Consider the following 13,073-nt stretch of genomic DNA (forward strand, 5'->3'; position numbering starts at 1 on the left):
CGCGACGAGACGCGGAACTGGCAATCTTCCAGTACATCAATGGCTTCTACAATCCGCGGCGAAGGCACTCAGCATTGGGCTGGAAAAGCCCCGTCGCATTCGAAAGGAAAGTGGCTTAAACGAGCACTTGGGGCGGCACAAAAACGGGACAGGTCCAAACGCTGTCGCTCCTTAATTGGGTCTTTGCCACTCCGGGCGACCTTACGCCATCGTTCGGCACTGTTACGGACTTCTTTCAGGCCCACTTCCGTAAATGAACCGAGACCCATTTCGCGTCGTCTGCCGTGGATTTGGACCCGCAGAAACCATTGCCCGCCGCCATCAGCGCGTTTGTGCAGCCAAAGCCCGCCACCGTCGTTGTATTTTCCGGGAGGCGCTGTCTTTACCTTGACTGCCGTGAGTTTGTTTAGTGCAGGCATCGATCCACCTTCATGTCCACCCTGTATTCAGGGACACAGTGAAACACTTGGAGCTAAAGGGAAACAGTAAAGTACCCGCAAAGCACTGTCCTTGCGCAATTTTTTCCACGCCGGTGGATATAGGGGGACAAGCAGAAATACAGGGCAACGGTACTTCAAGGCATCTCGACCGCACCAAATCTTTTCGCATCCTGTGAAGCACGGATCAGCTTATGCGAAGCAGGCTTTGCCGTTCTGGTCTGTTCTCTTGCATTGCAAATCCGAGGCCCGTAACTAAGCCAGGTGTCGGGAAGCGCGCCATACCTCTGCAATGATGCGATTTTTCCCTTCGTCCTGAGTTTGCGAGCCAAGGTTGCGGGTAGGTGCGATGAGACTTGTCATATCAACGATGAAAGACGAGGGGCCGTTCATCCTTGAATGGATCGCCTATTACCTTTCGATCGGGTTCACGCATTTCATAGTCAATTCGAATGACTGTTCTGATGGCACCGATGCGATCCTGAAAAGATGCGAGGAACTGGGTTTTCTGGTGCATATCGATAACCCCGGTCCCTGGAAGCATGGGCCGCAGGCGTCGGCCTATGCGAACGCTATGGAACATCCCTGGTACGCTGAGGCCGAGTGGATTCTGGTTTGTGATGTCGACGAATTTCTCGATATCCGTGTTGGGGACGGCACGCTGGACGATATGTTTCGCACCTTTCCACATGCAGACGGATTTGCCGCGATATGGCAGATGTTCGGACACAATGGGATTGTCGAGTTTGAAGACAAGTTTGTGATCGAACAATTCACATCTGCAGCAGAGTTGGGGGTGGTCACACCGCAGAATGTGCGTGCCTTCAAATCGCTTGTCAGAAACAACGGGTCTTATCGGGCAATCAACACACACCGTCCGCGTGGCCCAATCGCCGGCAAGGCCGAAAGCTTTGCATGGATTGATGGTGACGGAGATCCCTTGCCACCTGCAATGCGGCGAAACGGTTGGTCTCATTCCACGACTGGCGCGGCCTTTGGGCAGCAGTTTTTCAGGATGAACCACTATGCCGTCCGGTCCATTGAGAGTTATCTGATGAAGCGGCTGCGGGGGGATGTAAACACAACCGCGTTTCATCCCAAGATGGAGGCAACGGGACAAGCCTATTGGCACATGCATTGCTTCAACAAGGTTGAAGAATTATCGGTCCTTTCCAAATTGGACCGCCTTGGAAAATCGTATGATGAACTACGTGCGGATCGTGTTCTGGGAGACTTGCACGAAAAAGCTGTTGCTTATCACAAGCGCCGTATCTCGGAGATACGTGAAACAGAGGCCGCGCAGGGATTCATAACTCGGTACAAGAATTTTGCCGGGGGGCGATATATCAAGGCGCTGGATCTGGGCGTGATGGAAGAAGGCGATCTTTCCTTTGATGCCGAGACCTACAAAGACCCCGAAGTTTCTTTCGCGCAAGTTGCGAAATGGACGCGCTTGGGCAAGATGTCCAAACCTGAAAACTCAAAACCCAATAACTACCCTTGGTTTACCCGGCTGGATTCTCTGGGAACGGCCATGGAGTACGAAGAAGCGGCGGCGCAGCATGCATTAATCACTAATGCAAAACAGGTGGACTTGCCGTTCGATCCGAAGGACCCATCTTTCCTGCCGCCAGTGTCTCCGGAGGTTGAAAGAACGAAAGAGCAGCGACAGCGGTTCTTGCGGTCAATCAGCGGCAAGAAGAACTGGGTTTTGATCGGGCATGTCGAAACCGAAATCGTTGAAGAAATACTCGCATTGGATGCAGTCGCGCAATTGACGATCATCGGGCCATGGGGGCTGTCGTGGGATACGTTCGCCTGCAAGGATACAACGCAAGATAGTAATCTACAGGCCCTGGATCGCACGTTCTATGCATTGCTGGAGTATTTCCGCGAACCGATCATTGCGGGTCGTCTGAGGGTCTACCGGGCGCTGCCGCCTTTGATGCTGAAGCTGTTTCAGGATCAAAGCGTTGGCGTCGTGATCATACGCGGGGTTCGGGCCGAGCGTGTCATGTTGCAGCTGTTGAACCGGATCGACAGGGTTCTGGCTCCGGGCGGAAGTATCGCCTTTACATCCTACAGGCGGGGCAAAGGGTCTTATTCCGGCATGTCTTCGGCGATTAACCGTTTTCTTGCGAGCAAAGCGAGTGACTATCGGATTACAAGCCTCGAGCCTCCGTGGCTTGGTATCGACAAGTTGCCACCACTTTCCAAAAACGACACATAGCTTCTGGTTCTTGAAGCAACGACATGTTAGCCATTGCCCAATAAACAAAACGGGTTTCGCGAGAAATCAATACCCGTCTGCAAGTGAGGTCGAGATGTCAAACGAACCCAGAGTGATCGGTGCTGTTCCCGGCAGCCAGAATAAACCGAACGCAGACAAGGCAACCAAGCGCAAGAATACAAAAGACGCGATCCGTCGTACGTTCCTGACGCGCCTTCCCAAGGGCGGGGTGGCTGTTGAGATCGGTGTCTGGCAGGGCGAGTTTTCTCCGACAATCCTGAAATTGCTTGAACCCAGTCAGTTGTTTCTGATCGATCCCTGGAAACATATTGGCGAGGAATCGCACACAACGGCGTTTGTCGGCCGGACCGAAGACGAAAAGATGGAAGCCATCTTCCAGAAGGTCGTCGCGTCCTTCGAAAAAGAGATCGAGGAAGGCAAGGTTGGCATCATTCGCGATTTCTCGGTGCCGGCATTAAAGCTCTTTGACGATGAGAGCATCTCTTTTGCCTATGTCGACGGTGACCATTCTTACGAAGGAGTAACTGCGGACCTGGAGGCTTTGTTTCCCAAGATCAAATCGGGTGGGATCATGGCGTTCGATGATTACCACCGTCGCGGCTGGTGGGGTGATGGCGTGATCCGAGCCGTCAACGAGTTTCTGGGCAAACACCCCCGTGAATTGCGTATCCGGGCAATTGCTGGTGCGCAGATCGCTATAGAAAAAATCACCCCGCAAGACGACAGCAAGAAACAGGGCGACTAAGCGTCTGGGGTGGATGGCAGCGATGAACAAGCCTCAAAAAATCCTCATCTCTGCGATGAAAAATGAGGGCCCATATATTCTGGAATGGGTGGCTCATCATAAAGTTTTGGGTTTCGACAGGATCATTGTTTACACCAACGATTGCACGGACGGTACGAACAGAATTTTGCGCCGCCTTGAGGCCCTGGGGCATGTTGAATTTCACAGGAACCGCGTGGGAACGGGCGGGATTCACAGATCAGCACTGAGGCAGGCCCGCCGTTTGCCCGTCGTGAAAGAAGCCAAGTGGGTCTATGTCTGCGATGCGGATGAGTTTCTGAATATTCATGTCGGAAACCATAAGGTGGACGACCTGATTGAGGCCACACCGGGCGTGGATGTCATTTCGATTCCCTGGAAGATATTCTCGAACAGCGGTCGCCATGTGTTGCGCGACGCGCCAGTGACGCAGCAGTTTTTTGATGGTGAGTTAGAGTATGAGCAGGGCGGGGCGGGGCGCCGGTTCGTCAAATCGCTTTTCCGGCAGGGTGAAGTCTATCTCCGCTATGGTATGCACAACCCGCATCCCAAATCCGAGTTTGAGGCAGGTGTGTTCCGGTCTGTTCCCGGGGGGCACGCGAAAGAACCCGCACCTTTTGGGAATCATGTTGCACCGCCTTTTGGATTTGAGATTGCACAGATCAATCACTATGCGGTCCGCTCCACACAAGCCTATCTGGCCAAGCGCAGCCGTGGGCGAGCTAATCACTCGTCCCAGACGTTGGGAACGGAATACTGGGACCGTTGGAACAGGGGTGGGGCGGCGGATGAGACGATCCTCAGGTACAAGGACGAAGTTGACGCATTGATGGCGGAGTTTCAGTCCGACGAACGGCTTGCGCGGCTGCACCGAAAAGCATTCCTGTGGCATAAGGCGTTGATCGAAGATCTTCTCAAACAGCCAGAGTACAACGCGCTTTACCAGACGCTTGTTAATAAGCCGGCTGTTGAATTTGTTGCAAAAGACCGCGGATTGCACGCACGTCTTTCGGCTGACAAGCAACCGTCTTCCAGCGAAAAACAGCCTGAATCCTGACAAACTCGCCCTCGGAGAAACTGCATATGGCTGCGGAAAATACTCTTCCTACAATCGGAATGCTCTGGTTGGAAGGTCCTCTCAGTTTTCTGGAACAGATGTGCCTTTTGTCGTTTGTCGCGAACGGGCACAGGGTCGTGCTGTTCCACTATGACGAAGTCGAGAATGTACCAGAAGGTATCGAACTGGTTTCCGCGAACGAGATTCACGAACCGCAGCGGTTCATCATGAACAACCAGTTCAAAACACCGGTTCCGCAATCTGATATTTTCAGGCTGCAGTTAATGCAAAAAACCGATTTTCTCTGGTGCGATACGGATGTGATTTCTTTGAAACCGATCCCGAAAGCGGATCATATTTTCGGTTTCTTCAATCGCAATACGATCTGCAATGCGATCATGCGGTTGCCGTCAGACAGCCCCGCATTGAAAGCGTATACGGAATACAGTCTTGATCCATTCCCGATCCGTCCTTGGGTAGAAGGTGAGGAACGCGAGAAGCTGGAACGCCAGAAAAAGGCCGGTGAGTTGCCTCATGCCTCGGATCAGGCACACAGCGTTTACGGACCCGGTGTCATGACGTGGTTTCTGCGACATCATGGCGAGATTGAACACGCTAGCCCACCCCCGGTGTTTTACCCTTTGCCGTTTCGGCAAACGGGGCAGGCGAACGACATTCCAGCGCGGGAGTTTCGAAAAAAGTACCTTACGGACCAGACGCAGGCCGTCCATCTTTGGGGCCGTCGGATGCGTTGGTGGATTGCCAAGGGTGTAAAACGTCATTCATTTCTGGATCGAAGGCTGCGCGGTTTGGGGATCAGTCCTGCCAATGCACCTTTGCCACGCAGAGGGCGGGGCGCGCCGCAGAAAATCGAGTTTCCCGACTCGCTTCCGGACTTGCGGATCAGCAAAGAGGAAATCAGTGAGGCCACCAACGGCGTGATGTCCGTAGCTCAGGTCGCAAACTCTGAGCAGTTCTTCAAATTGGCCCAGGTTGAATTGGATAAAATAAAAGACAGAGGGCTTTATGGGGTGAATGATAAACCCCAATCGGGTCATCAGCGAGGTTGGGATCACTATGCCAATGACGCATTGCGGTTGAATGCCATGTCTATGTCATTGTCAAGATTTGCCAACAATCAGCGCTATTTGCCTGATTTGAGCAACCCAAAGACCGTGACTGAGAAGATGCTGGTCATGAAGCTGTTTGCCGAGATGCCCGAAGTGTCGGCGGCGGATAAGTTGACGGCGGAAAGTTATATCCCAGAACCAGCCAGGAACCTTGTTACACCGGTGAAGCGCTATTGGGTTTCATCGTCGCCTGAGTTGCCGGAAGACCTCGATCTCGAGCCCGGCAGCTATTGGCTCAAATGCAATAACGGGCAGGGGCAAAACCACAGGATCACTTGGCCCATGAACACAGAAGACCGCAACCTGGCCAAGGAAAAGCTTACCAACTGGAGCAATAAACCCATTCCCCACGGCTTCTGGGCGGCAGAATGGTGGTATTCCACGATCGAAACGCGCTATTTCCTCGAGGAAGATTTGGCGGTTGAAGGTCAGGACATCATCGATTGGAAATTCTGGGTTGTCGCCGGAAAGGTCCAGATTGTTCAGGTCGACCGGGACCGCTCTCGGGGGCATGTGCAGATGATCCACGACCGGGATTTCAACTTTATCCCGAAAGAGCTGTACTTCCAGACAAGCGATGACACCGAGCCCAAGCCAGAGGTCTTTGACGATATGGTCGCAATAGCCGAAGCGGTTGGGCAACGTGTCGAGTTTGCGCGGGTGGACCTTTATGTAATTGGCGACAAGATATATCTTGGCGAAATCACTCTCTGCCCGTTTGGCGGAAAACGCAAGATGCGTACTCCCGAACTGGATGTGCAGATGGGTGAGGCCTGGGTTGGCACCCGTCTGTTCCCGAACTGATCAGGTTACTCGACGGCGATTTCCTGACGCAGCTTTCCTGTTGTCTTGTCAAAGATCAGGACGCGGTTGTCGTCGGTCACGACCGCATACCAGTTGGACCCGATGGTCAGGGCCTGTGCCCGGGCACCGTCGGGCAGGTTGATTTGATCTGGCAAGGCGGGTGTGCGGTCCGATAGGCGGATGACAATCAGGGCGAATGTCACTAGAACCCCGCCAATCATCACCGCGGTCAGCAGCATGACCATCCGCCGCAGCAATCGCAGCTGTGGGGTTTCCTGCGGTTCTTGGGGTTCGGAAGGGACAGTCATGGGCACCCGCCAGATTGAGTTTCAGATCGCGGCCGATCCGCCGCCTCGCCTTGATAAGGCGCTTTCGCGGGATGTGCCAGACGGTGAAAACCTGTCGCGCACGCGGTTGGCGCGCCTGATCGAGGATGGCGCGGTTCGGATCGACGGGACCCGGATTCAGGACCCAAAGGCCAAAGTGTCCGAAGGGGCGCAGGTCGCCATAACTGTAGCCGAGGCGGAAGACAGCCATATCGGTGCTGAAGACATCCCGCTTGAGGTTGTTTTCGAAGACGCAGACGTGATCGTCGTCAACAAGCCAGCAGGCATGGTCGTGCACCCCGCGCCGGGCTCGCCCGGGGGTACGATGGTCAACGCCTTGCTACACCATTGCGGTGACGCTTTGTCAGGTGTTGGGGGGGTGAAACGCCCCGGTATCGTTCACCGGATCGATAAGGAAACCAGCGGTCTTCTGGTGGTCGCTAAAACGGACGCCGCGCATCACGGGCTGGCCGAGCAATTCGCAGCACATAGCGTCGAGCGCTATTACCGTGCTGTGTGTTACGGGGTTCCGGATGCAAGTGATCCTCGTTTGCGCGGCGTCAAAGGTGTCAGCTTTGAGCCGGGCAACATCATGCTTGTGACGACCCAGCTTGCGCGGCACAAGACCGACCGTCAAAGGCAGGCGGTGTTGTTTCATGGCGGGCGCCACGCTGTGACACGCGCGCGGGTTGTTGAAACATTTGGTGCGCCTGCTGGTCTGGCTTTGATCGAATGCTGGCTCGAGACCGGGCGAACGCACCAGATCCGCGTTCATATGGCCCATGCCGGGCATGGGCTTGTCGGGGATCCGGTCTATGGTGGAAAGCGGAAACTGGCGACCAAGGCGTTTGTGCCTGCCGCCGCCGAATGCGTGTCCGGCTTTCCCCGGCAGGCGCTTCACGCCGCCGTATTGGGGTTCGAGCACCCGGTGACCGGCGAAAACCTGCGGTTTGAAGCCGAACTGCCGCAAGACATGGAGAACCTGATTGCCGCGCTTCGTGCACCGCTGACATAATAAGCAAAGTCCTGTGAGTAAGAGTTTCTTATCTTTCCTTCATGAAAGATTAATTTCAGACTGTTAGCAGCACCTCTTGAACAGGATGGGTTCTTTACCCATATCCTATGTTAAAGACTTAAACATTTGTCGGAGGGACATCATAATGGCAAATTACGCAAATCTCCCCGCGCCGACGCCCGAGGGCGGCCTGAACCGCTATATGCAGGAGATTCGCAAGTTTCCCCTGCTTGAGCCAGAAGAAGAATACATGCTGGCCAAGCGCTGGGTTGAAGAGCAGGACACAGAAGCCGCGCATAAGATGGTGACATCGCACCTGCGGCTGGCGGCCAAGATTGCCATGGGATATCGCGGCTACGGTCTGCCGCAAGCCGAAGTGATTTCCGAAGCCAATGTGGGCCTGATGCAGGCGGTCAAACGTTTTGACCCTGAAAAGGGTTTCCGTCTGGCCACCTATGCCATGTGGTGGATTCGCGCCTCGATTCAGGAATATATTCTGCGGTCATGGTCGCTGGTGAAACTGGGCACAACTTCGGCGCAGAAAAAACTGTTCTTCAACCTGCGCAAAGCCAAGGCGCGCATCGGTGCACTGGAAGAGGGCGACTTGCGCCCCGAAAACGTCGCGCAAATTGCCAATGATCTAGGCGTGACCGAAGAGGAAGTCATCAGCATGAACCGCCGTATGTCCGGCGGGGACGCTTCTCTGAACGCCACGGTCGGGTCCGAAGGCGAAGGCACGATGCAATGGCAGGACTGGCTTGAGGATGAAGACGCCGACCAGGCCGGAGATTATGAGGCGCGCGATGAGTTGGAAGCGCGTCGCGAGTTGCTTGCTGCGGCGCTGGACGTGTTGAACGACCGTGAAAAGGACATCCTGACCCAGCGCCGGTTGCTGGATCAACCGGTTACGCTGGAGGACCTCAGCGCCCAATACAATGTCAGCCGCGAGCGGATCCGTCAGATCGAAGTTCGCGCGTTCGAGAAGCTGCAAAAGAAAATGCGGGATCTGGCACGTGAAAAAGGGATGCTGGGTGTCAGCTGACCACAATACCAGCCTGCAATAGCTGCGGGCTGGTTTTTACACTTGTGCGAAGAAACCGCCTCTTCGCGCACATGCCCGGCGCGTCCTGACAGATCATTTCCTGCTGAACGCGTATGACCGCTATCCAGACTGTGAAGCCAAAAGAATGGCCGCAGGGCCAAAGCTATGGTACGGCAAAGACGCGTTTCATTTCGATGACGGTGTGACAGGTCGATCCTGCGGACCTCGCAGGGGCACGAACCCTTTGGGGTTCAAACATCTATGGAGAGCGTTATGCAAAAACCGGTTCAGTTTGGCGTGTTAGGTGCCGCGAAATTCGCGCGTGAATACATGGCACCGGCGATACATGCCGCCAACGGGGCGCGACTGGCTGCGCTGGCGACGTCAGACGCGGCAAAGGCTGAACCTTTTTCGTCGTTCTGTCCCGATCTGAAAGTGTTCGAAAGCTATGATGCGCTGTTGGCGGACCCTGGTATTGATGCGGTCTACATACCACTGCCCAACCATCTTCATGTGGAATGGAGCCTGAAAGCGCTGGATGCCGGCAAGCATGTGCTGTGCGAAAAGCCGATGACTATGAAGGCGGATGAGTTTGAGGCATTGATCCAAAAGCGCGACGAAAGCGGCTTGCTTGCTGCCGAGGCGTACATGATCGTGCATCACCCCCAATGGCAACTGGCACGTAAACTGATTGCGGATGGTGCAATCGGAAATCTGGTGCATGTAACCGGGGCGTTCAGTTTCGACAATCGGGCAGATACCCAGAATATTCGAAACCGCGCTGAAACGGGCGGCGGCGGATTGCGTGATATCGGGGTTTACGTGATCGGCGGAGCGCGCTTTGCAACGGGGCAAGAACCGGTGGCGATACAGTCAGCCATCCGTTGGCAGGATGATATCGACATCTTCACCGAAATTCGCGCGCAGTTCCCCGGTTTTACCTACTCAAGCTACGTGTCCATTCGGATGCATCCTCATCAGGAAATGGTGTTTCACGGGGACAATGGCCTGATCCGCCTGACAACTCCGTTTAATGCGCGTGTGTTTGGTGAAGCCCGGGTCGAGTTGCATCGCCCGGGGCTTGAGGTGCTGGTCACCCGGTTCCCTGGAGCAGACCATTACAAGCTTCAGGTCGAGGCCTTCTGCCGCTCGGTCAGGGAAGGAGTAGAGTATCCCTGTCCGCTGGAGTTTTCTCGGGGGACGCAAGAGGTGATTGACCGCGTGTTCGACGCGCAGTTTCGCTGTAACTTGCCCTTTGCGCGCGGGCTCGGCTATCCTTTTGCTTACGTTTAGCAGGAGATGACCCATGGCCGGAGGCTGGGCGCGCGACGGCGCAGTGAGCGAACAGATCGAAGCGTCGATTTCGGATGAACTGGCGCGGATGCAGGCGCAAAAGCGGCCTGTTGGTGAAAGCCTGACCCATTGCGCCGAATGCGAAGAGCCGATCCCTGAGAAACGCCGCGTTGCTTTGCCGGGCGTGAAGCTGTGCCTTGATTGCCAGCAGGAACGGGATGGTGCGTACAAGGCACGTGGCGGCGTCAATCGGCGTGGGTCAAAAGACAGCCAGTTGAAGTGATCTCAGGTACGGCTGCTACAAGCCCAGACTTATTGCTACGCAAACTGTTCGATCACCAGAATATTGTAAGCTTTGCCATATGCTCTCGAAACATTCCCAGGGCATCAATTGGTAAGATTGCGCCATCTTCGAGCAATATCTTGGTTCGGATTAGTTCAGGGCCAAACTCTCGTTCATGGTAAAAGAACACGATTTCGATTTCTCGCTGACTTGCAATGTCTTGTTCAGAGATAAATCCTGACAAAGAACCTCCACGCATACGTGCTGGACGTGTTTTCAGGCATTGGCCGGCGCCGCTTACTACCAATTCCGTGCAATAAACCTTGCGTTCTGAAAGATACCTTTCGCTCAAACTTCCATAGTGTTCAGACGTGTAAGGCGTGATGGCTTCCAAGAGAGCTGTGACCGGAGAAGCGCACTCTAAGCAGGTGTATCTAATAAATGCCTCATTGAACTCGGCTGACCAGATTTCCTCTCTTTCCATGTTGGCGATAAGGTATGACCCATCAAGGCGACCAAACCGAGTGCCTTCTGCATAGCTTGTTTGTGCGAACAGAATTGTGGCGATTGCCATCAAATGAGTAAGAAGTTTCAATGGCCATCCAGCATTCAAGGTTACTTTTCTTCACTGAGAAATCACTTTTACCATAAAGTCCGGTCCAAAGCTGTTCAACGCCAGCTTCGTCCCGCGTAGCGGGCGTTCAGGGGCCCCTTGGGCGCGACAGTGCCGGGCATGGCAGGTTTTTTCAGCAAGGCAGATGTCGCGACCCTCTGTCGAGGGCGTCTCAACCCTCCATCGCCTCCAACTCGTCAATGAAGCCTGAGATCATCGACAGGCCCTTGTCCCAGAACTTGGGGTCGCTGGCGTCCAGGCCGAACGGGGCCAGCAGTTCCTTGTGGTGCATTGAACCACCAGCGCGCAGCATGTCGAAATACTTGTCCTCAAACCCTTCCGCGCCGCTTTCGAATACCGAATAAAGCGCGTTCACGAGGCCGTCGCCGAAGGCATAGGCATAGACATAAAAGGGCGAGTGGACGAAGTGGGGGATGTATGCCCAGAAGGTCTCGTACCCGTCCATGAATTCGAATGCGGGGCCAAGGCTTTCGGCCTGAACGCTCATCCACAGGGCGTTGATGTCATCCGGGGTCAGCTCGCCCTCACGTCGGGCGGCGTGCAACTTGCATTCAAAGTCGTAGAAGGCGATCTGGCGGACCACCGTGTTGATCATATCTTCGACCTTGCCAGCTAGCAGAACCTTGCGCTGTTCCGGGGTTTCGGCCTGTTCCAGCATCTTGCGGAACGTCAGCATCTCACCAAAGACCGAGGCGGTTTCCGCCAGCGTCAGCGGGGTGGATGACAGCATCTCGCCCTGACCGGCGGCCAGCACCTGATGGACGCCGTGTCCCAGTTCATGGGCAAGGGTCATCACATCGCGCGGTTTGCCCAGATAGTTGAGCATCACATAGGGGTGGACATCGGTGACCGTCGGATGGGCGAAGGCCCCCGGCGCTTTGCCAGGTTTCACCGCAGCGTCGATCCATCCTTTTGAGAAGAAAGGCGCCGCGATTTCGCCCATCCGGGGATCAAAGGCATCATACGCGTTCATCACCGTCTTTTGGGCCTCTTCCCAATTCACGATACGCGTGTCTTCCATGGGCAGGGGCGCGTTGCGGTCCCAGACCTGCATGACGTCCAGTCCAAGCCACTTGCGCTTCAGCTCATAATAGCGATGGCTCAGTTTGGGGTAGGCGGCCACGACTGCCTCACGCAGGGCCTCGACCACCTCGGGCTCGACATCGTTCGACAGGTGACGCCCGGTCTGAGCGGTCGGCATCTTGCGCCAGCGATCGACGATTTCTTTCTCTTTGGCCTGCGTGTTGTGGACACGGGCGAAGGTTTTTACGTTGTCCTGAAAGACCGATGCCAGTTCGCGCGCCGCAGCCTCACGTTTCGCGCGGTCCTGTTCCGTCAGCAGGTTCAGGGTGCCTTCGATGTTCAATTCTTCACCGTCGACATGAAAAGCCAGACCGGCAATCGTTTCGTCGAACAGGCGTTCCCATGCGTCGCCGACAACCCCCAGATCATGAAGGAACTTTTCCAGTTCATCAGACAGCTGATAGGGCTTCATTGCGCGGATGCGGCGGAACACAGGTTCGTATCGGGCAAGATCTTTGTTGGCCGCAAAATGCGCCTTCAGAACGTCGTCTTCGATCCGGTTGATCTCGAGCGTGAAGAACACAAGCGGAGTGGTGAAGATCGTGATCTTTTCCTGCATATCCGACAGGAATTTGGCGCGCTCTGCATCAGTGGTCAGTTGGTAATAGCGCAGACCAGCAAAGGACATGATACGCCCGGCGATGGTGTTGATCTTTTCGTTGCGATGCACACAGGCCAGCAGGTCTGCATCATCCAGATCGGCCAGTTTGCCTTCGTAATCAGCAGCAAATGCGGCACATTCGCCTTCCAGCCAATCCAGATCGCGCGCTAATTCGGGTGCGCCTTCCGAGGTATAGAGATCGCTCAGATCCCATTCCGGAAGATTGCCCAGATTGCCGGAGCCACCGGTTGCGTTCGCGTCACGGACAGGGAAGGGGAGGTCGCGCATGGATCACCTTTAGTAGACTGCTTTTGCAAACATCTAGGGCTGGCGCGCCCGGATCACAAGCGGCCA

General features: G+C 55.0%; 12 protein-coding genes and 1 pseudogene. 9 read left to right on the forward strand and 4 right to left on the reverse strand.

All coding sequences use genetic code 11. The features are described from left to right. A pseudogene (locus tag ACR0J7_RS00005) lies at positions 1-119 on the forward strand (IS3 family transposase); the annotation flags it as partial. Here the strand turns inward: ACR0J7_RS00005 and ACR0J7_RS00010 are convergent. After that, entirely contained in the window at positions 69-419 is a 351-nt protein-coding gene (locus ACR0J7_RS00010) for an Arm DNA-binding domain-containing protein (protein ID WP_480912931.1), read from the reverse strand. The pseudogene ACR0J7_RS00005 and the gene ACR0J7_RS00010 overlap by 51 nt on opposite strands. Positions 420-786: 367 nt before the next feature. Between ACR0J7_RS00010 and ACR0J7_RS00015 the strand changes: the two genes are divergently transcribed. The 4 genes from ACR0J7_RS00015 (at position 787) to ACR0J7_RS00030 (ending at position 6,442) form a co-directional block, all read left to right on the forward strand. Further along, positions 787-2,667 (forward strand): glycosyltransferase family 2 protein, encoded by a 1,881-nt coding sequence (locus ACR0J7_RS00015; RefSeq protein ID WP_480481388.1) that lies wholly within the window; start codon positions 787-789, stop codon positions 2,665-2,667. Positions 2,668-2,761: 94 nt separating this feature from the next. Further along, positions 2,762-3,433 (forward strand): class I SAM-dependent methyltransferase, encoded by a 672-nt coding sequence (locus tag ACR0J7_RS00020; protein WP_480583676.1) that lies wholly within the window; start codon positions 2,762-2,764, stop codon positions 3,431-3,433. Between the two features lie 55 nt (positions 3,434-3,488). Then, entirely contained in the window at positions 3,489-4,508 is a 1,020-nt protein-coding gene (locus tag ACR0J7_RS00025; RefSeq protein WP_480505587.1) for a glycosyltransferase family 2 protein, read from the forward strand. A 26-nt stretch (positions 4,509-4,534) separates the two neighbouring features. Continuing rightward, on the forward strand, positions 4,535-6,442 hold the full coding sequence (locus ACR0J7_RS00030) for an ATP-grasp fold amidoligase family protein (RefSeq protein WP_480831184.1): 1,908 nt from the start codon (positions 4,535-4,537) through the stop codon (positions 6,440-6,442). Positions 6,443-6,447: 5 nt separating this feature from the next. On the opposite strand, the gene ACR0J7_RS00035 is transcribed toward ACR0J7_RS00030, so the two are convergent. Beyond that, positions 6,448-6,750, reverse strand: coding sequence for a DUF6476 family protein (locus ACR0J7_RS00035; RefSeq protein WP_480565221.1), 303 nt, complete (start codon positions 6,748-6,750; stop codon positions 6,448-6,450). On the opposite strand from ACR0J7_RS00035, the gene ACR0J7_RS00040 reads away from it, so the two are divergent. The 4 genes from ACR0J7_RS00040 to ACR0J7_RS00055 all read left to right on the forward strand — a co-directional run bounded on the left by ACR0J7_RS00040 (position 6,749) and on the right by ACR0J7_RS00055 (position 10,401). Next, positions 6,749-7,783 carry an RluA family pseudouridine synthase gene (locus ACR0J7_RS00040; protein WP_480565218.1) on the forward strand — a complete coding sequence of 345 codons (1,035 nt, stop codon included), beginning with the start codon at positions 6,749-6,751 and terminating at the stop codon, positions 7,781-7,783. The two genes, ACR0J7_RS00035 and ACR0J7_RS00040, sit on opposite strands and share 2 nt — an antisense overlap. A gap of 145 nt (positions 7,784-7,928) precedes the next feature. Beyond that, positions 7,929-8,825 (forward strand): RNA polymerase sigma factor RpoH, encoded by an 897-nt coding sequence (gene rpoH / locus ACR0J7_RS00045; protein ID WP_267366971.1) that lies wholly within the window; start codon positions 7,929-7,931, stop codon positions 8,823-8,825. Between the two features lie 273 nt (positions 8,826-9,098). Continuing rightward, a complete protein-coding gene (locus ACR0J7_RS00050; protein WP_480912934.1) occupies positions 9,099-10,118 on the forward strand; it encodes a Gfo/Idh/MocA family protein in 1,020 nt (339 codons plus the stop codon). 13 nt (positions 10,119-10,131) lie between these two features. Then, positions 10,132-10,401, forward strand: coding sequence for a DksA/TraR family C4-type zinc finger protein (locus tag ACR0J7_RS00055; RefSeq protein ID WP_480485956.1), 270 nt, complete (start codon positions 10,132-10,134; stop codon positions 10,399-10,401). A 52-nt stretch (positions 10,402-10,453) separates the two neighbouring features. On the opposite strand, the gene ACR0J7_RS00060 is transcribed toward ACR0J7_RS00055, so the two are convergent. Then, on the reverse strand, positions 10,454-10,975 hold the full coding sequence (locus ACR0J7_RS00060; protein ID WP_480556324.1) for a hypothetical protein: 522 nt from the start codon (positions 10,973-10,975) through the stop codon (positions 10,454-10,456). A gap of 211 nt (positions 10,976-11,186) precedes the next feature. Beyond that, on the reverse strand, positions 11,187-13,007 hold the full coding sequence (locus tag ACR0J7_RS00065) for a M3 family oligoendopeptidase (RefSeq protein ID WP_480565212.1): 1,821 nt from the start codon (positions 13,005-13,007) through the stop codon (positions 11,187-11,189). Positions 13,008-13,073: the final 66 nt, after the last annotated feature.

This window comes from Ruegeria sp. O4 (assembly GCF_056535125.1).

Bases quoted from the DNA above. Each gene is read 5' to 3' on its own strand.
- ACR0J7_RS00010 (WP_480912931.1), bottom strand. From the start codon at position 419: ATGCCTGCACTAAACAAACTCACGGCAGTCAAGGTAAAGACAGCGCCT.
- ACR0J7_RS00015 (WP_480481388.1), top strand. From the start codon at position 787: ATGAGACTTGTCATATCAACGATGAAAGACGAGGGGCCGTTCATCCTT.
- ACR0J7_RS00020 (WP_480583676.1), top strand. From the start codon at position 2,762: ATGTCAAACGAACCCAGAGTGATCGGTGCTGTTCCCGGCAGCCAGAAT.
- ACR0J7_RS00025 (WP_480505587.1), top strand. From the start codon at position 3,489: ATGAAAAATGAGGGCCCATATATTCTGGAATGGGTGGCTCATCATAAA.
- ACR0J7_RS00030 (WP_480831184.1), top strand. From the start codon at position 4,535: ATGGCTGCGGAAAATACTCTTCCTACAATCGGAATGCTCTGGTTGGAA.
- ACR0J7_RS00040 (WP_480565218.1), top strand. From the start codon at position 6,749: ATGGGCACCCGCCAGATTGAGTTTCAGATCGCGGCCGATCCGCCGCCT.
- ACR0J7_RS00035 (WP_480565221.1), bottom strand. From the start codon at position 6,750: ATGACTGTCCCTTCCGAACCCCAAGAACCGCAGGAAACCCCACAGCTG.
- rpoH (WP_267366971.1), top strand. From the start codon at position 7,929: ATGGCAAATTACGCAAATCTCCCCGCGCCGACGCCCGAGGGCGGCCTG.
- ACR0J7_RS00050 (WP_480912934.1), top strand. From the start codon at position 9,099: ATGCAAAAACCGGTTCAGTTTGGCGTGTTAGGTGCCGCGAAATTCGCG.
- ACR0J7_RS00055 (WP_480485956.1), top strand. From the start codon at position 10,132: ATGGCCGGAGGCTGGGCGCGCGACGGCGCAGTGAGCGAACAGATCGAA.
- ACR0J7_RS00060 (WP_480556324.1), bottom strand. From the start codon at position 10,975: ATGGCAATCGCCACAATTCTGTTCGCACAAACAAGCTATGCAGAAGGC.
- ACR0J7_RS00065 (WP_480565212.1), bottom strand. From the start codon at position 13,007: ATGCGCGACCTCCCCTTCCCTGTCCGTGACGCGAACGCAACCGGTGGC.